The 17,196-nt window shown below is 40.3% G+C and carries 15 protein-coding genes; 7 read left to right on the forward strand and 8 right to left on the reverse strand.

Translation table 11 applies throughout. The features are described from left to right. Positions 1-22 precede the first annotated feature (22 nt). Together map and ATL39_RS00825 are read right to left on the reverse strand one after the other, a co-directional pair. Positions 23-763: a type I methionyl aminopeptidase gene (gene map, locus ATL39_RS00820; RefSeq protein WP_120191385.1), complete on the reverse strand. Its 741-nt coding sequence runs from the start codon at positions 761-763 to the stop codon at positions 23-25. Positions 764-910: 147 nt separating this feature from the next. Then, positions 911-1,414, reverse strand: coding sequence for a hypothetical protein (locus ATL39_RS00825; protein WP_120191386.1), 504 nt, complete (start codon positions 1,412-1,414; stop codon positions 911-913). Positions 1,415-1,647: 233 nt separating this feature from the next. On the opposite strand from ATL39_RS00825, the gene ATL39_RS00830 reads away from it, so the two are divergent. After that, positions 1,648-2,601, forward strand: coding sequence for a hypothetical protein (locus tag ATL39_RS00830; RefSeq protein WP_120191387.1), 954 nt, complete (start codon positions 1,648-1,650; stop codon positions 2,599-2,601). Between the two features lie 231 nt (positions 2,602-2,832). Here the strand turns inward: ATL39_RS00830 and ATL39_RS00835 are convergent, their stop codons facing one another. From ATL39_RS00835 to ATL39_RS00860, 6 genes are all read right to left on the reverse strand, one after another. Beyond that, the gene (locus tag ATL39_RS00835; RefSeq protein ID WP_120191388.1) at positions 2,833-3,936 is read right to left on the reverse strand and encodes a Gfo/Idh/MocA family protein; all 1,104 of its coding nucleotides are present in this window, start codon (positions 3,934-3,936) and stop codon (positions 2,833-2,835) included. 65 nt (positions 3,937-4,001) lie between these two features. Beyond that, positions 4,002-4,742, reverse strand: a complete 741-nt coding sequence (gene nfsA, locus ATL39_RS00840) for an oxygen-insensitive NADPH nitroreductase (protein ID WP_120191389.1) — start codon at positions 4,740-4,742, stop codon at positions 4,002-4,004. A 223-nt stretch (positions 4,743-4,965) separates the two neighbouring features. Then, complete coding sequence (locus tag ATL39_RS00845; protein WP_120191390.1) at positions 4,966-6,297, reverse strand: NtaA/DmoA family FMN-dependent monooxygenase; 1,332 nt, start codon at positions 6,295-6,297, stop codon at positions 4,966-4,968. A gap of 301 nt (positions 6,298-6,598) precedes the next feature. Further along, a complete protein-coding gene (locus ATL39_RS00850; protein WP_120191391.1) occupies positions 6,599-7,024 on the reverse strand; it encodes a MarR family winged helix-turn-helix transcriptional regulator in 426 nt (141 codons plus the stop codon). A 179-nt stretch (positions 7,025-7,203) separates the two neighbouring features. Next, positions 7,204-8,367, reverse strand: coding sequence for a mandelate racemase/muconate lactonizing enzyme family protein (locus ATL39_RS00855; RefSeq protein WP_120191392.1), 1,164 nt, complete (start codon positions 8,365-8,367; stop codon positions 7,204-7,206). A gap of 170 nt (positions 8,368-8,537) precedes the next feature. After that, entirely contained in the window at positions 8,538-9,275 is a 738-nt protein-coding gene (locus tag ATL39_RS00860; protein WP_120191393.1) for a GntR family transcriptional regulator, read from the reverse strand. Between the two features lie 686 nt (positions 9,276-9,961). On the opposite strand from ATL39_RS00860, the gene ATL39_RS00865 reads away from it, so the two are divergent. From ATL39_RS00865 to ATL39_RS00890, 6 genes are all read left to right on the forward strand, one after another. Continuing rightward, positions 9,962-10,795 carry a sugar phosphate isomerase/epimerase family protein gene (locus tag ATL39_RS00865; protein ID WP_120191394.1) on the forward strand — a complete coding sequence of 278 codons (834 nt, stop codon included), beginning with the start codon at positions 9,962-9,964 and terminating at the stop codon, positions 10,793-10,795. Between the two features lie 15 nt (positions 10,796-10,810). Next, positions 10,811-11,983, forward strand: coding sequence for a Gfo/Idh/MocA family protein (locus ATL39_RS00870; RefSeq protein WP_120191395.1), 1,173 nt, complete (start codon positions 10,811-10,813; stop codon positions 11,981-11,983). A 97-nt stretch (positions 11,984-12,080) separates the two neighbouring features. Continuing rightward, on the forward strand, positions 12,081-13,229 hold the full coding sequence (locus ATL39_RS00875) for a substrate-binding domain-containing protein (RefSeq protein WP_245960887.1): 1,149 nt from the start codon (positions 12,081-12,083) through the stop codon (positions 13,227-13,229). 433 nt (positions 13,230-13,662) lie between these two features. Further along, positions 13,663-15,165: a sugar ABC transporter ATP-binding protein gene (locus tag ATL39_RS00880; RefSeq protein ID WP_120191397.1), complete on the forward strand. Its 1,503-nt coding sequence runs from the start codon at positions 13,663-13,665 to the stop codon at positions 15,163-15,165. Beyond that, positions 15,143-16,102 (forward strand): ABC transporter permease, encoded by a 960-nt coding sequence (locus ATL39_RS00885; protein ID WP_120191398.1) that lies wholly within the window; start codon positions 15,143-15,145, stop codon positions 16,100-16,102. The genes ATL39_RS00880 and ATL39_RS00885 overlap by 23 nt, the downstream gene beginning before the upstream one ends. 20 nt (positions 16,103-16,122) lie before the next feature. Next, positions 16,123-17,094 (forward strand): sugar phosphate isomerase/epimerase family protein, encoded by a 972-nt coding sequence (locus ATL39_RS00890; RefSeq protein WP_120191989.1) that lies wholly within the window; start codon positions 16,123-16,125, stop codon positions 17,092-17,094. The last annotated feature ends 102 nt before the right edge of the window (positions 17,095-17,196 follow it).

Consider the following 17,196-nt stretch of genomic DNA (forward strand, 5'->3'; position numbering starts at 1 on the left):
AGCTTTTATCGTATACAGCCTTTTACAATGTCGTAACAATCGGACCGTCTTTTGTAAGAATAATCGTATGTTCATATTGAGCGACAAAGCTCTCATCAGTGAGGAAGGTCCAGCCATCATTGGATTGAAACACTTCTTCTTCATACGTAGAGATAAATGGTTCAAAGGCAATAACCATGCCGTCCTTTAAAATTTCGTCGTTCAGACGGGAATAGTAGCTGAAAATATTTTCCGGTGCTTCATGGATCGAGCGGCCGACCCCGTGGCCGGTAAGATTTTTAATGACGGTTAAGCCGTGCTTTTTTGCTTCATTGTGTGCGGCTTTCCCGAGTCCGCTTTTCTTGGAGCCTGGTTTTGCTTTTTGAAGGCCGGCTTCGAATGCTTCTTTCGCAACGTCACATATTTCCTGTAAAATCAGCTCTCCTTTACCGACTACAAAAGAAATGCCGGTGTCAGCGAAATAACCGTTTTTTGAACCGGAGACATCAATATTGACCAGGTCCCCTTCCTGAACGGTACGCTTTCCCGGAATCCCGTGCGCCACTTCTTCGTTCATGCTGATGCATGTATAGCCCGGGAAATTATATTCTCCTTTAGGTGCAGAAATCGCACCGGCTTCTTTGAACATTTTTCCTGCCATGTTATCAAGCTCTTTTGTGGTTATTCCAGGTTTTGTGGATTCCACCAATGTATCCCGAATTCTTCCGCAGATTTCACCAATTTCTTTTAATCCCTTAAAATCTTCTTCCGTCTTTGCAATCATCGTGAATCCTCACTTCTAAAAGTATTTTGAGTCTACAGTATATCTAACAACCACTCGTTTAAACACCATTTTATCAGCTGTCTCTTTATCCTATAAGAGAATTTATCAGGCAGGTAATTAAAATGTAAAATAAAAGGAAAATATGTTTTAAAAAACCATAAAAACTGCAATGAATATACCTAATGCAGCCCATGGAGAGAAATGCAGTGTCTTTTCTTTTGGCTGATCGTTCATTATAAAATTGGAAAGCAATGAAAAAATAAAAATGTATACGAGAAACAAAAAATAGGAAATAAAGACGTATAAGTAAATACGATAGTTTTGAACCAGCGAATAAAGGTCTATGGATATATCTATAAGGATAAATAAAAACAATGAGACAACACCGGAGAGTATCGCCAGCAAAGGCATTTTTTTCCAAATAGGGGAGTGAAGAAATTTACTGTTTTTCTTTTGTTGAAAAAAAAGTAGTAAATAAAAACAAACAATCACTACACCGATAAACAACAGCAGCGAATATACAGAGTTGATGGCTGTAAAGCTGCCGGCCGATGACGCATCGTTGATTTTTGTTGAAGATGTTTCCAGTAAATAAAAATAGCCGGCCAGCATGATGAGCAAAACCGTTTGAAAAATGCTCCATTTCGACATATAAAAAACAATCAGCTCCAATCAAAAAATGGATAGGAAGTTTTTATCTTCGAAGACTACAACCGAATGTTACTATAACATTATCAACAAAAAGATAAAAATATCTTTCATTAAATAAAAAACGAAAAGTAATGAAGAAAGGGCGATGCGATAGTGCACCGTCCTTTCTTTTTATTTATCCGTGCATCTCATCACGGTATACTGAAGATCATAAAAACAAAGGGGAGAAAAAGATGCCGGATAAAAGCTTTTTGAAAGAGGGGCTGATCATTATGGCACAATCGAGGGAGAGTACGAATAACATTTGGGAGGCTCATTTTGGTGCGGCTGCCATTGCCGGTTACTTCTTTATAAAAGAAAATCAATTATCTGCTGAAGCCGTGAACCTCATCGAATTCCAAACCGATTTAATGATTAAGCAGCACTCTCAGGAAACGGTCATCAATGAGGAGGAAAGGTTAGATTTTTCCCATGCTGAAGATATTATTTTAAAGGCCTTAGAAGAAACAATCGATGAATTGCATTGGGTAGGGCATAATGTTATTTATGCTGCGCTTAGTTTACTCGCGCTTAAAGAAGCTCCTGGATATTCGGTACTTTATGTTTCTACACAGATTGCAGAGCTCGTTCGTTCGTTTGCTAAGACCACTCCAGGGAGATCATGGATTGGGTATTCAGCGTCTGACGTAAAAAAATTAACACTCGACGAAAAGGACAAGATAGCGGAAATAAACGATCCTTATCAGTTGTCTGCATTTGTTTTGGAAGAGCTCGCTCAATTCAAAGAAATCTATCATGCAGAAGCCCACCATGATTTAATCGGCCATATGCTGACTTTTTCCCATGCACTAAATATCCTGTATGATCTTGGTCATAATGACTATTTTCAAAGAGGCCTTCCCTCATTTTTGAAGCTGGTTAAGGTGCTCCGCGTCAGCAGAGAGGGGAGTGGATCTTCAACGAAAAAGTTAATTTCTCCCGTGGATCGATATCCACTCATAAAAGCAGCACGATCAGAATATCTTCCGATAGAAGCGGTGTTTTGGAAGCAGCATTTCACTGCTTCTGACTGGGATTTCGGCCATGTATTCAAGTTTCCTTTTAGTTTTTATAATCACTTGAACCGACTTACAGCCGTCCCTGAGCAGGCGGCAGAGAATTTCCGTTACATTCTATCCTCAGATTAAATAACTGCACATAAAAATTCAGTAACGCCTGAAACAGCGAATTTATATTAGATGTATAAAAAAGAGAAGAGGCCGGTGAAAGCCCATCTTCTCTTTGAAGAACTTATAATAAGTTAAATAAACTAAATAAAGAAATTAACAAATTTATTTTATACGAGTTGCGTTGAAGATGATTTTATCCTTCACAATGCAGGAAGCATCGCATTACCTGTACATAAATTCTAAGAAGTTTTATAAATACTGACGTTCTCCGGTTTGGGCAGCTTTTTCTACAGCATCAAGCAGCTGATGAAGTTTTACGGCTTCTGCAAAACCAGGCGCCTGGGAGGTTCCTTCATGTATATCTTTCGCAAACGTACGATGGGCCTGGGCGACATTCAGCACAAAGCCTGCGTCATTTTTTAACGAATCAGGTACCCGGTAATAATGATCCGGAATGAGTAATTCTTGAAGTTCTGAATCATCAGGACCTGCCCCCCGCAGCTGATGCGAGCCGAACTGAATGGTAGCCGGAGCATCAAGTACGATGGTGCCCTTATCTCCAAAAATTTCAATAGTAAGCCCGGTTTGGTGTTTTACTCCTCCTTGTATATGGACATTTGCTACGGCGTCATTATCTAATTTTCCTGTAATTAATATTTGATCATCTGTCGTTTTTTCCATGACTTTTTGGATATCCACCAATTCTACTTCGGGAAACTGCTGGGCTGTGACAGCGGAAAGCTCCTTAAATTCTCCAAGCATATAGGTGAATGCATCCAGGTTATGGCCGCCCACAATGGTGAACAAATTTCCTCCTGTTTTGCGGTCATACAGGTAGGCACTGGCTTTATCACCCACGCCTCCCATGCCATCAATAGAGATCTTTAAATTAGCGGACAACACTTTTCCAACATAGCCGTCTGCCACCAAATCCTTCACATAATTAACGGCTGGAGCCTGTCTGGCCTGTAATCCAATCGCATTGTTCAATTGCCGGGATTCCACCCAGTCCTGCATCTCAAGTGCTTCTGTAGTATTCGATCCCAATGGCCATTCACAATAAATAGGCTTCTCCGCGGGCAGAATCGCTTTCACTGCACGATAATGTTCCTGAACGTTGACGCTGACAACTACCATATCTACATCAGGATGCTGCGCTAAATCTTCCGCTTTATCAAACGCATGAGCGGCCTGAAAGGCTTCCGCGCTTTTCTTTGCACTCTCCATATTACTCGTGCCAACTGCTGTAAGTTCCACCTCATTCAAGTGCTCTATGGCAGGAATATGCGTTCCTTTAGCCCATCCGTTATTGACGGATCCACCGATAATACCTGCTCTAATTTTTTTGCTCATATCAAAAACACTCCTTTTTTAAAATTAACCTGCTGAACAGTAAGTGTTAAATAAAAAATAACTATCTACTTTTTGGCAAATCCTTGTTTGTTTAAATAGTCGAGCATGAAGGGTAGTCTGCTTCTTTCTAGATGATTCTCAATATGGTCGGACCATCCCTTTACCTGCTTCACTGAGAATGGGGCAGTATTAGGACGATTTCTATAGTAGTCGCGCATCTCTTCGTTATAGGCAGTTAACTTTTCTTTATCCATTGGCTCGTACTGATTTTCAAACATGACCATTGATTTTGGCAGACGCGGTTTTAGTCCCGGTTTTTCTCCGCCGGGATGGCCGATGCACAGCCCAACTAAAGGAACCACATGCTTTGGTAAATCCAGCACTTCCGTTAGTTCTTCAATATGAAGTCTAACGCCGCCAATGTAGACGCCGCCCAGTCCCATAGCTTCTGCTGCCGTTAGGGCGCTCTGCGCCATGAGCCCCGCATCAAAGGTGCCTATTAAAAGGTATTCAATATATTCCAAATCTACATTGGGAGCAATCTCATGATCCCGGTTGAAGTCTGCACAAAAAATCCAGAACTCTGCGGCTTCTTCAATATAGGGCTGGTCCGCAGAAAGCTGCATGATTTTTCTGCGCAGCTCTGGATCGGTAATCCGAATAATAGAAACAGCCTGCAAAAGGCTGAATGAAGACGTTTGGTTAGCTGCCTTAAATATTTCCTCCCGCTGTTCCTCTGTTATTGGTTGATTGGTAAAAGAACGAATGGAGGCGTGATTTTGAAGCAGATCAATAGTATTTTTCATGTATTTTCTCTCCTTTTTTATTGTAAGCACCACAGAAATAATTTAAATGTTAATCTTTTACTTTAATAAAATATAAATTTTCATTTCACCGCCTTTGCTGGCTCCTGGCACTAATGCGTGCACCAACTCTGCAGCGATCGGAATTTTGAACAAATGAGCGTACAGACATCTGACCTTAAAGTAATGGAAGGGTGGTATTCGTTGAAAGTCTCTTTGCTGCAAGTTACTTAGTCTCAACGCTTCCGTATTGATAAGGAACACCCATATTCCCGCGTAATGTTTCTCCTTCGTACTCTTTGTGGAACAATCCACGCTCCTGCAAAATAGGAACCACCTGTTCCACAAAATCGGCAACTCCATCGTAGGCGATATCCGGCACAACCGAGAATCCGTCACTCGCTCCGGCCAAAAACCATTCTTCCAAGAAGTCAGCCACCTGCACTGCAGTTCCAGCAACTACCGGATGATAATTGATGACCCCATGCGCTAAAACGTCCCGAATGGAAAGTCCTTTTTTCAATAGCTGTAAGGCCCTGGGAGAACGGGGATCCTGTGGATTAGCGTATGCACGATCCAGTAAGTCAGCGGGTAAAGGCTGATCAATATCCATTGAGTTCACCGATAACCGCAGGCCTACCATGGAACCAAGGTAGCTGACCCGACTTGGAATCTCCTCGGGGTTGAAACTCATCAACTGTCTGCGCCGTTCCAAGCCTTCTTCTTCCGTCGCGCCAATCGAAAACATAAAGCCGGCATACATCTTGATGTCATCCGGATTTCTGCCAAAGCGTGCGGCACTTTGCCGAAGGGCTTCCCGGTGTTCAACCGCGGATTTGATGTCATAAGGGTTTGCGTAGACTCCCGAAGCGTATTTTCCTGCTAGCTCCAGCCCTTCAGCTCCTCCACCAGCCTGGAAAATCACCGGCTGTCCTTGCTCCGATGGTGGAATTGGTAATGGACCGCGAGAGGCATAATACTGTCCTTGAAGGTTGATCGGCTGAATTTTGTCCATATCGGCAAATTGGCCGCCTTCTGCATCCAACGTCGTAGCATCTGATTCCCAGCTCCCCCACAGCGCCTGAACAATTTGGATTGATTCATGAGCTTTGGCATAGCGTTCTTTTCGGCTGGCAACCTGCATACCGAAGTTCGCTGCCGCTGCTGGAGTGGATGAGGTGACTGCATTCCACCCGACACGTCCGTGACTGATGATATCCAGTGCTTTGAACTGGCGGGCTATGTTGTAGGGGTAATTGAACGTTGTAGAGTGGGTGGCCACAAGTCCGATATGCTTGGTTTCCCTGGCAACAGCCATTAGAGCAAGCATCGGGTCCATCGGAAACATAGGCGTCTGCGGCCCCAGGTCAACGGTTAATGCAGGGGTGTCCGCAATGAAAATCATTTGGAATTTTCCTTTTTCTGCTATCTTTGCCCGCTCCACGTAGCTGTCCGTATTTGTATAGGCGGCTGGATCAGTGCCAGGCATTCTCCAGGCGCTGAATTCTGCACCGTAGCCGGAAACCATTTGTAATGCAAGCTGCATTTGTTTTGTCATGTTTATATTCTCCTTTGATTTAGACAGCTCTTATTTATTTAAATGAGATTGTGACTAAGGTATCTCTATAGATTAAATCCCGCTAAATTTGTTAGCATACTAAATATATTTTTAAGGATTAACTACTATTTTATTTATTCTTCTTGGTAGGCTTATCAAGTACTGCCTATAAAGGATTAAAGAAGCTCCGCATGTATTTAGTCTGCTAACTAAAAGGCGGTAAGAACCCTGAAAAGACCGGTTTCGATGGTCTTTTTAAATAAAAATTTATTTAGCAGGCTAAGTAATAACTTAGAAAAATTTAAAACAAATTTTTCTCCATCCGAGTTATTAAATCCAGTAAGATTAAGCGTTCTTCCTCAGAAACCGAATGCAGTAATTTTTCCTGCTGCTGTTTCCATTTGATATCAACCGGCTTTTCTAAGGCCCGTCCTTTATCTGTCAGATAGATCCGCATAACTCTGGCATCATGTTCATCCCGTTTACGTTGAATGAACCCATTCTGCTCCAACGATTTGACCATATTCGTTACGGTAGGGGGCTCACATTTTAAATGATCACACAACTGCATTTGTGTAATGCCATCATCAGCCCATAAACGAAAGAGCAGATTGTCCTGACCGACATAAAGATTCAGTTCTCTTAGACTTTCACTATAATCTCGACGCATGCGGGAGGAAACTTTATCTAAAGACTGACGAATATCACAATCCACCTTGTTATCCATAGGTGATCCCCCTTGCTTAATGTATTTAGCTGTCAATATATTAAGAAAAGCACGAGCCAGCATTATAAAAGAAAGCAGTGGAATTAAAAAAACGATGAAACGGATACCATCATAAAAACATAGTATCGATGTCATCGTATAGGAACAGAAGTTTCAGTGTCCTTTTTCTTTTTAATGTATTATTCGGCTACCGAACGAAGCAGTTTAATTAACGGTGCTTTTGTTTCAAAACCTATTCCAGGAACGTCAGGCAAACCAACATATCCATTCTCAACAGGAATGTTATCGGCAAATCCTCCAAATGGTTCAAAAACTCCAGGATAAGATTCGTTTCCTCCCAGCCCCAGTCCTGCTGCAATATTCAGCGACATTTGATGTCCTCCATGTGGAATGCAGCGGCGTGGAGACCATCCATGTTCCTTTAACATATCCAGTATTCTCATATACTCTACAAGGCCATAACTTAATGCACAGTCAAATTGCAGATAATCCCGATCCGGTCTCATTCCCCCATAGCGAATGAGATTTCGAGCATCCTGCATAGAAAATAGATTTTCTCCAGTGGCCATAGGGTTTTTATAATGCTTAGAAAGCTCCGCCTGAAGCTCATAATCTAACGGATCTCCTACTTCTTCATACCAAAATAAATTATATGGCTCTAACTTTTCTGCATAACGAATCGCTGTTTTCAAATCAAACCGCCCGTTTACGTCTACCGCTAGAGATTGGCCGGAGGGCACTACTTCCAGTACGGCTTCAATTCTTCTAAGGTCTTCTTCTAAACCGTTTCCAATTTTCATTTTCACAACGGAATATCCTAAGTCCAGATAGCCTTTCATTTCTTCTTGAAGCATTTTATCGTCTTTTCCCGGCTGATAGTAGCCTCCAGCTGCATAAACAAAAACTTTATTATCCGGTTTTCCATTTCCATAACGCTCGGCCAGCAGCTGATAAAGAGGCTTTTCTTCTATTTTTGCAACGGCATCCCAAACTGCCATATCAAGGGTTCCTACTGCAACCGACCTTTCTCCATGGCCGCCTGGTTTTTCGCCGGTCATTAATATATCCCAAATTTTATGAGGATCAAAATTCAGCTTCTCATCATCCAAAATATCATTTGTTTCCGCTTCCAATAAACGTGGGATAAATCGTTCATGAAGCATGCCGCTTGGAGCATAGCGGCCATTTGAATTGAACCCATATCCTACAACTCTTTTGCCGTCTTTAAATACATCTGTGACGATTGCCACGACAGAAACATTCATTTTCGAAAAATCAATATAAGCATTGCTTATACTCGATTTAATAGGTACTGCTTTTTCTTTTATATCAATTATTTTCATCTTAAAGCCTCCCATTTGGTGTTTGTTATCTGTTTAAAGAATAATTAATAAATTCATTAATGTCAATATAAAGCTTAAAATTAATTAAAAATAGCTTATATGCCAAATAATAAATTTTTTAATTCTTTTATATATAAAAAAAGACGCTTCTTGTTAAGAAACGTCTTACGTTATTTTTTCGTCTTATTCGCTGGGTTTCTTTCGATAATTCCCAAGATTTCCTGTCCTCCACGATGCCTGTGGGAATGCATTAGAAGTTGAGCGGCTTTGCTGTCCTGGGCCCGCATGGCAGCTACTATTGCCCGATGTTCCTTAATGGACCGAATAGGAAGCTTTCGCTCATTAATGGTAAACAGTCTAGCCCGATACAATTGATCAGAGTGACTGTCCATTATATCTATCAGCCGTTCATTGTGGGAGTACTCAATGATTAAATTATGAAATTGATTATCTGCATCTAAATAAGCCTTTAAATTATTTTCATTCAAATACTTTTCTTGATTCGTAATAAGGGAATCCAGAATTTCAAGATGCTCTTCGTTAATATTGAAAGTGGCTAATTCAGCCGCCACTCCATCTAGAGCTTCAGCAATTTGACAAATCTGCTCAATATTTTCTTTTATGATTGGCTCTACACTAAATCCTTTGCGTGGTATTAATCTAATCCAGCGGTCCATCTCCAATCGAATTAATGCTTCCCGGACCGGCGTGCGGCTCATCTCCAGCATCTCGATAATTTCCCGTTCCAAAAAAGCTTCATTAGGTTGAAGCTGCAGGTTTAGAATTGCTTTTTGAATAATGATATAAGCCTGCTGGGGCAAACGATCTTCATTTGCTTCTTCTTTATATAGCAATAAGGTTTTCTTTAAAGCAGTGTTATCGTTACTTGATCTATTTTTTTCCTTCATGAGATTCACCAAATTTCAATTTATTAACGTCGCCGATAGTAAATAAATTATATCAAACTTCCACTATAATAAGCGCGGTTTTATAAGTGAATCCCGTGCTTGAATATAATGCATTAAGAAGAAATTTTCGGGGTTGAACGATACATACTTTTAGAAGTGTACCGTCCTTAAAAATAAAACTGTTTCTAAAATAAAAATGAATCGTTTGTAATGAAGCATCAAATAAGAAGTATATAGTAGCACTGCATAACTATATTAAGGCTTTTAATATGTTAGATTTTAAAAATCTTTAGTAGATAGGGTGTGAAACTTCTACATAAAGAAATAATAATCATGAATTTTAATTTAGCCGATATGTTTTATGGGTGAATTTAGGTTTTCATCTTTTCGAGTGTGGCAATAGCTGGTTTTTAAATTATCTTGAGAAATACAATAGATAAAATATAGTAAACGTTTTGCATATTATCAATACATATCAGTTTAGTGCCAAAATACATGTAATCTTTAATTTTTACGTAAATATAAAATTATTTAAAGGATTAAAACACAAATCACCTAGTTTATTTTGATTTTGATGTATTTTTCACTAAAATTTATAAAAATATATTTGACAACGCTTTCATATGGTGATAAATTCAACTTGTCGAAAAGAAATTAAAAAATATTTACGTAAAAGAGGTGAAAAAATGAATGTCGGTTATATGACAAATGCTTTCGGTTCTCTTGTTGGGTCTGGAGGTGGAGTAACAAGCGTAAAAGATGTCCGTTATGAAACTATTTGCAATGATATGCAGGTATTTCAAAAAATTCGGTCATTTGGATTCAATGGAGTAGAAATGTTTGATGGTAATTTGGATAAATTTGCAGATGATCCAGAAGGGTTAAAAGATAATCTACAAAATTTAGGACTTTCTCTTTATGGAGTGTATACAGGTGCCAATTTTATTTACAAAGATGCATGGAGAGATGAACTATGGAGGATTCAGCAAACAGCTAAGCTTGCTGCCAGGGCAGGTGCAAAACATCTAGTACTCGGTGGAGGTGCTGTAAGAGGTGTTTCGCAAAATGAAAATGATATGAAAGTTCTTGGGCAAGCACTGGACGAAGCAGAAGCTGTAGCAGCTAAAGAAGGGATGATAGCGAGCTATCACCCGCACCTAGGATCAATGGTTGAAACTCCCGAACAAATTGATGAGCTGTTTTCTTTGTCCTCTATTGCGTTCTGTCCCGATCTTGCTCATCTTGCAGCAGGCGGGGCGGATCCATTAGAAGTTATTAAAGTGTACAAAAATCGCATACCTTATGTTCATTTAAAAGACTGGGACGGTGAGGGATTTGTTCCGCTCGGTAAAGGTGAGATTGATCTTCGTGGCATTATAAATTTTCTTCAGAAAGAGAACTACTCCGGAGATTGGTTAGTAGAAATAGATGGATATGCAGGTGATCCTGTGGAGGCGTGCCGATTATCATACGATTTTCTGGCCACTACTTTATTAGATAAAAAACAACGAAAAGATTAAAGGAGAGATGATGACATGCAAACGGTGAAAATTGGACTCATTGGTGCAGGATTTATGGGGAAAGCGCACGTAGTTGGTTATTCTAACGTACCTAAATTGTTTTGGCCGGCACCGGCAGTGCCTGAACTGAAAACTATATGTGATGTGGATGAGGCGACTGCTAAAGATGCAAAAGAACGTTTTGGATTCAAGCAATACACAACAGACTGGCAAGAAATTATCAATGATCCTGAGATTGATGCAGTTAGTATCTGCACACCAAATGACTCTCATGCCAAAATTTCTATTGCGGCATTGAAGGCTGGAAAGCATGTACTTTGCGAAAAGCCAATATCTAACAGTTCAACTGAGGCGAAAGCAATGGCGGAAGTAGCAGACGAGGTAGCTGTTGACGGTGTGATTGCTATGTGTGCCTACCAATATAGACGAGTACCTGCTGTTGTTCATGCAAAAAAGTTAATTGAAGAAGGCTCTATCGGCAATATTTTGAACGTTCGTGCTACCTATTTGCAGAGCTGGAGTGCGGATGAGGCTTCTCCATTGTCGTGGAGGTTCCAGAAAAAATATGCCGGTGCGGGAGCGCTTGGAGACATCGGTACACATGTTATCGATATTGCTCAGTATTTTGCTGGGGATATTGAAGAAGTAGTTTCCAACGTCAAAACATTTATAAAAGAGAGACCTGTACAAGAAGGAGGAGCAGACCTGCTTGGTACTATTAAAGTAGATCCGGATGCAGTAAAAGAGCCAGTTGATGTAGATGATGAAGCATCCTTTCTCATGAATTTTAAAAATGGAGCTGTGGGAAGTATTGAGGCAACCCGCAACGCCTGGGGAAGAAATAATTATATTACCGTAGAAGTTCATGGAACAAAAGGGTCTATTTTGTTCAATTATGAAAGGTTAAATGAGCTGGAGGTTTGTTTTTCAGAAGATTTAGAAGATCGACGTGGATTTAAAACCATTTATACAGGACCGGCACATGCTTACGGTGATGTGACTTGGAATATACCGGGAATGAATATTGGTTACGGAGAACTAAAAACAATTGAAAGTTATGATTTTATGAAAGCAATTGTTGAGAAAAAGCAGCCTTCTACCTCTTTTGCTGAAGCATACAAAGTCGATCGGGTTTGTGAAGCAGTCTTGGCATCTTCTGAATCACGCGCCTGGGAGAAAGTAAAATGATTTTGTTTGCCCACTAACAAATACTTATCTCAATATAAGGGAGAGAAGAATTATGAAAAAAAAGCTTCTTGCGGGGACGTTAGTATTAAGTGCATTGATGTTTGCTGGGTGTAATTCTGAAGCAGATCAGAGCAGTGGAAATGGAGAAGAGGATGGGACCAGCGAAGAAGATCTTCTAGCTGAAGAAGCGGAGTTGGAAGTGGCGACAGAGCCAATTCGCATTAATCCTGATATCGACGATGAAACAGAAATTTATAGTGAAGGCCCTCAGGGGGAAACAGCGGAGTCAGCGCACTCTTTGGAGCTGGGAGTAGAAGAAGCAGAAGAAATTAGTGAGGGAGAATATACTGCAGCAATTTCGATGCATTATGCAGGTAATGACTGGGCTCGTGCCCAGGTAAATGGTCTACAGGAAACCTTCGCTAAGATGGGGATTGAAGTGATTGCTGTGACAGACGGCCAATTCAGCGTGGAAAAACAGGCATCAGACATCGAAACCCTGCTTGCAAGAGACCCGGATATTCTCGTAAGTATTCCAGTAGATCCGGTTTCATCTGCAAACGCTTACCGTAATGCAGTAGATGCTGGCGTAGAATTGGTTTTTATGGATAATGTACCGGAAGGATTTTCTCCTGGTGAAGATTACGTTAGTGTAGTTTCGGCTGATAACTATGGAAATGGAGTCGCTGCTGCCCATAGTATGGCTGAAGAAATCGGCGAAGAAGGAGAAATCGGGGTCATTTATCATGATGCAGATTTCTTTGTTACAGGGCAGAGGGTAGAAGGATTTGAAACAACGATCAAAGAAGAGTACCCAAACATTGAAATTGTTGAGCGAGATGGCATCGCAGAGCCAGAAGATGGAGAAGAAGTGGCCTCCGGCATGTTCACTAGAAACTCTAATTTAGATGGACTTTTCGTCGTTTGGGATGTCCCGGCGGAAGGAGCACTGTCTGCATCGCGTACAGCTGGTCTAGATGAACTTGTGGTGACTACCATTGATTTAGGATCCGGTGTAGCTTTAGACATGGCTCGCGATCAAAATATTAAAGGTCTCGGCGCCCAACTGCCTTACGACCAAGGAGTAGCGGAAGCTATTCTTGCAGGTTATGCTCTGCTTGACAAGGAAGCACCTCCATATGTCGCAGTACCAGCTTTAGAAGTGACTAGAGAGAATTTGCTTGAATCATGGGAGCTTGTTTATAACGAAGAAGCGCCATCCGAAATACAGGAATCTATGGAATAAGCACACCCTTGGTTTAGTATGTATGATCAGAATCATAACATGCAGCCGGAAGGGTTCTGTTAAAAAGCTGGAAGACACTTTTATATAATTGTAAAAGTAAAAGAATAAAAAGTGGTAGTCGAGTAGGCGATCAGCTTTTGGTAATACTTTGTTTTGAAAATAGAGTAATTGAAAACCATGAACAAACACATTATAAAATCAAAATTTTCTGATTTTTATAATTCAGAGAAGAAATTCATTTCATTTTAATTATGAAAAGAGAATTATCAATTGTCACGGCTTTTTAAAAGGCTTCTAAAAGGCATTTTTTTAAAGGCCGTTAGATTAGTAAAGCGAGTGATGCAATTTTCCTGTCTGCATCCAGGGATTAGTGGAAGCATTAATATCTGTAACCCCTGCTGAGAAGTGTATTCGGAATAAAGGAGCTGTAAACATGAACCATACGATTCTTCGTATGAAAGAGATTGAAAAGGCGTTTAATGGTATTACTGTGCTTGATAAAGTGAATTTCGAAGTAAAGACCGGAGAAGTTCATGCTCTAATGGGTGGGAACGGCGCTGGGAAATCGACATTAATGAAAATTCTTACTGGCGTTTATCAGTTAGACGAGGGAAGCATCGAAATTGATGGAGAATATCAGCAGTTTAGTAATCCTTCCGATGCAGAAAAAGTAGGGGTTTCAATGATTTTTCAGGAATTCAGCCTAATTCCAAAGCTGACGGTAGCTCAAAATATTTACCTTCACTATGAGCCTCGAAAAGCATTCGGTATGATTAATGATAAAAAAATGGTGTCGGACAGCCGGAAAATCATTGCAGATATGGGTATCTCTATTTCTCCAAATGATTTAGTAGAAAATATTAGTTTAGGATACTGGCAGATGACAGAAATTGCAAAAGCACTTTCTAAAAATACGAAAATACTCATTATGGATGAACCAACCTCAACCTTAACTAAGTCAGAAACAAAAACACTTTTCTCTATTATCCGTCGTTTAAAAGAATCTGGAATTACGATAATTTATATTTCTCATCGTATGGATGAAATTTTCGAAGTATGTGACCGGATTACGGTGCTTAGAAACGGTACAAATGTCATTACAGCTTCCTGTGCTGATATTACGATGGAAGCCCTCATCAACAATATTGTCGGAGGTAGTATGGGGCAGTCATTGAAGTGGATAGAACGTCCGATAAAAGAAAATAGAAAGCCAATACTTGAAGTGAAGCATCTTCAATCTGGATCGCGGGTGAAAGATGTAAGTTTTACTCTGTATGAGGGAGAAATTCTTGGAATGGCAGGCCTTATGGGAAGTGGACGATCAGAGACAGTTAGGGCTGTTTTTGGAGTAGATGCTATAAGTGGAGGGGAAGTGCATGTTCGGGGCAGTAAAAAGTTGATTTTTTCTCCTAAAGAAGCAATTCAAGAAGGATTAGGATTAGTGCCTGAAGACCGCCGTTCTCAAGGACTGGTGCTTGAACATTCTGTTAAAGAAAATACGATTCTTCCAAGCTTGGGTGCTCTTTCAAGACGTCAAATTATTCAAAATAGTCAGGCTGATGAAAAAGTAGAAGCATTGGTAAAAAAGTTAAAAGTAAAGACAGACGATATTCATAAAACAGTATCTCTCTTATCTGGGGGGAACCAGCAGAAGTTGGTTCTCGCCAAATGGCTACTGAATGATACCGATATTCTGATACTGGATGAACCAACTAGTGGAGTTGATATTGGCGCGAAAGCTGAAATTGTTGAGATCATACGTGAAATTGCTGATTCAGGAAAAGCAGTTTTGGTTGTTTCATCTGAAATGACAGAACTTTTGGCAATGAGTGATCGAATTTTAATTATGAAAGACGGAGAAATTACAAGCTCTATAGATAGAAAAGAAATTAAAGGTGAGGAGGAAGTTGAACGTGCCATCCAAGTTGAAAAATAGCTTATCTCTTTTTGATTGGAGGCAGTATATTGTATATATTGCCTTTGTGCTGGTGTTGATCTACTTTTCGATAACATTAGCAGAAGAAGGTTTCATGACTACAGGTAATATATTAAATATAGCACGACAGACAGCTATGATATCGATAATGGGTGTGGCTATGACGTTCGTTATTGCATCTAAAGAAATTGATCTTTCTGTTGGTTCGATAGCAGCGCTTAGCGCTATAACAACAGCTTTAACAATGCAACAAGGGCTTGGTATGATTACAGCAATCATTGTAGGATTAGCTACAGGGCTTGCGGTCGGTTTTGTAAATGGTTATTTGGTAACGAAGGTAGCCATTCCTAGCTTTCTTGTTACTTTAGCAATGATGATGATCGCCAGAGGTGTTGCAATGTGGCTTTCTGGAACAGCCCCTGTGCCAATTTTAAGCGAAAACTATATTTTTCTATTTGGTTCAGGTAGCGTACTAGGTGTCCCCATACTTCTTTTCTGGACATTACTTATTGCTATTATAGGTTACATCGTTATGCGAAAATCCGTTTTCGGACGCCAAACACTTGCTACAGGTGGAAATGAAACTGCTGCCACGTTTTCTGGGATAAATACAAATCGTATTAAAATGACAGTTTTTATGGCTTCTGGAATGATGGCAGGACTTGCCGGTATGCTTTATGCAGGCCGTCTTCAAGCGGGCCGCTTTACTTTCGGAGAAGGAGACGAATTGTCTGTGATTGCAGCCGTTATTCTCGGTGGAACAAGTCTATTTGGTGGAGTCGGGACGGTGGTTGGAACAGTCATCGGTTCCGTTATGATTGGCACAATTAATAATGCTCTTATTTTACAAGGACTAGATGTGAGTCAACAGATGGTTGTGCAAGGGGCTATTATTATTTTAGCCGTAGCATTTGGAAGTAAGAAGAGAAAATCTTAATAAAGATGAGTGTGATAGAAGTGAAAGTTGGCGTATTTACTGTGTTATATCAAGATCAACCGATAGAAGATGTACTTAATATGCTACATGAATTTGGAGTGGAAGCAGTAGAGCTTGGGACAGGTAATTATCCAGGGAAAAGCCATTGCGATCCTGGCCATCTACTCGATCATCCAGAAAAAATTCGCGAACTTAAAAAACACTTACGGGATCGAGGTATGATTATAAGTGGGTTAAGTTGCCAGGGAAACGCATTGCATCCACAAAAACAAATTGCAGATGATCATCATGATACATGGGTGAATACAGTAAGATTAGCAGAAGAAATGGAAGTGGATGTCATTAATTGTTTCTCTGGCTGTCCAGGAGACAGTTTTGAGGCTCGCGTTCCAAACTGGGTGACATGTGCCTGGCCACCAGAATATGTGGAATTACGTAAGTGGCAGTGGGATAAGGTTGTCGTTCCATATTGGGAAAAGCAATCGGCATTCGCGTCCCGACATGGGATAGATAAGATTGCAATAGAAATGCACCCTGGGTTTGTGGTTTATAATCCGGAGACACTACTTGAGCTAAGGGATCGAGCTGGAAACAATATTGGAGCTAATGTGGATCCAAGTCACCTCATATGGCAAGGGATAGATCCTGTAGAAGCTATTAAAGAGCTTGGAAAGCACGAGGCTGTTTATCATTTTCATGCGAAAGATACGTATATAGATCAAAGAAACAAGGCGGTGAATGGAGTACTTGATTCAAAACATTACAGCAGATTTCTCGACAGATCCTGGAGTTTTCGTACAATTGGCTACGGTCAATCAATGAAGCAGTGGAAAGATATATTTAGTGTCTTAAAGGCAATTGGTTTTGATGATGTGATTTCGATTGAGCACGAGGATCTGTTGGCATCTACGAATGAAGGCCTTGAAACAGCTATTCATGCGGTAAAGGAAGCAATGCTGATAGAAAAGCCGGTAAACATGTGGTGGGCATGAAATTTTACGTAAATGTAGTGAAAAAGTTGAAAAATACGCCTGACACAGTTCATACTAAGTAAAAGGGTTTTATGAACATAGTTTTTATTAAATATAAACAAT

Origin of the sequence: Sinobaca qinghaiensis, from assembly GCF_003610495.1 — a bacterium.
GTDB lineage: Bacteria > Bacillota > Bacilli > Bacillales > Marinococcaceae > Sinobaca > Sinobaca qinghaiensis.

Excerpts from the sequence above, each read along its gene's own strand:
- map (WP_120191385.1), bottom strand. The coding sequence starts at position 763 with ATGATTGCAAAGACGGAAGAAGATTTTAAGGGATTAAAAGAAATTGGT.
- ATL39_RS00825 (WP_120191386.1), bottom strand. The coding sequence starts at position 1,414 with ATGTCGAAATGGAGCATTTTTCAAACGGTTTTGCTCATCATGCTGGCC.
- ATL39_RS00830 (WP_120191387.1), top strand. The coding sequence starts at position 1,648 with ATGCCGGATAAAAGCTTTTTGAAAGAGGGGCTGATCATTATGGCACAA.
- ATL39_RS00835 (WP_120191388.1), bottom strand. The coding sequence starts at position 3,936 with ATGAGCAAAAAAATTAGAGCAGGTATTATCGGTGGATCCGTCAATAAC.
- nfsA (WP_120191389.1), bottom strand. The coding sequence starts at position 4,742 with ATGAAAAATACTATTGATCTGCTTCAAAATCACGCCTCCATTCGTTCT.
- ATL39_RS00845 (WP_120191390.1), bottom strand. The coding sequence starts at position 6,297 with ATGACAAAACAAATGCAGCTTGCATTACAAATGGTTTCCGGCTACGGT.
- ATL39_RS00850 (WP_120191391.1), bottom strand. The coding sequence starts at position 7,024 with ATGGATAACAAGGTGGATTGTGATATTCGTCAGTCTTTAGATAAAGTT.
- ATL39_RS00855 (WP_120191392.1), bottom strand. The coding sequence starts at position 8,367 with ATGAAAATAATTGATATAAAAGAAAAAGCAGTACCTATTAAATCGAGT.
- ATL39_RS00860 (WP_120191393.1), bottom strand. The coding sequence starts at position 9,275 with ATGAAGGAAAAAAATAGATCAAGTAACGATAACACTGCTTTAAAGAAA.
- ATL39_RS00865 (WP_120191394.1), top strand. The coding sequence starts at position 9,962 with ATGAATGTCGGTTATATGACAAATGCTTTCGGTTCTCTTGTTGGGTCT.
- ATL39_RS00870 (WP_120191395.1), top strand. The coding sequence starts at position 10,811 with ATGCAAACGGTGAAAATTGGACTCATTGGTGCAGGATTTATGGGGAAA.
- ATL39_RS00875 (WP_245960887.1), top strand. The coding sequence starts at position 12,081 with ATGTTTGCTGGGTGTAATTCTGAAGCAGATCAGAGCAGTGGAAATGGA.
- ATL39_RS00880 (WP_120191397.1), top strand. The coding sequence starts at position 13,663 with ATGAACCATACGATTCTTCGTATGAAAGAGATTGAAAAGGCGTTTAAT.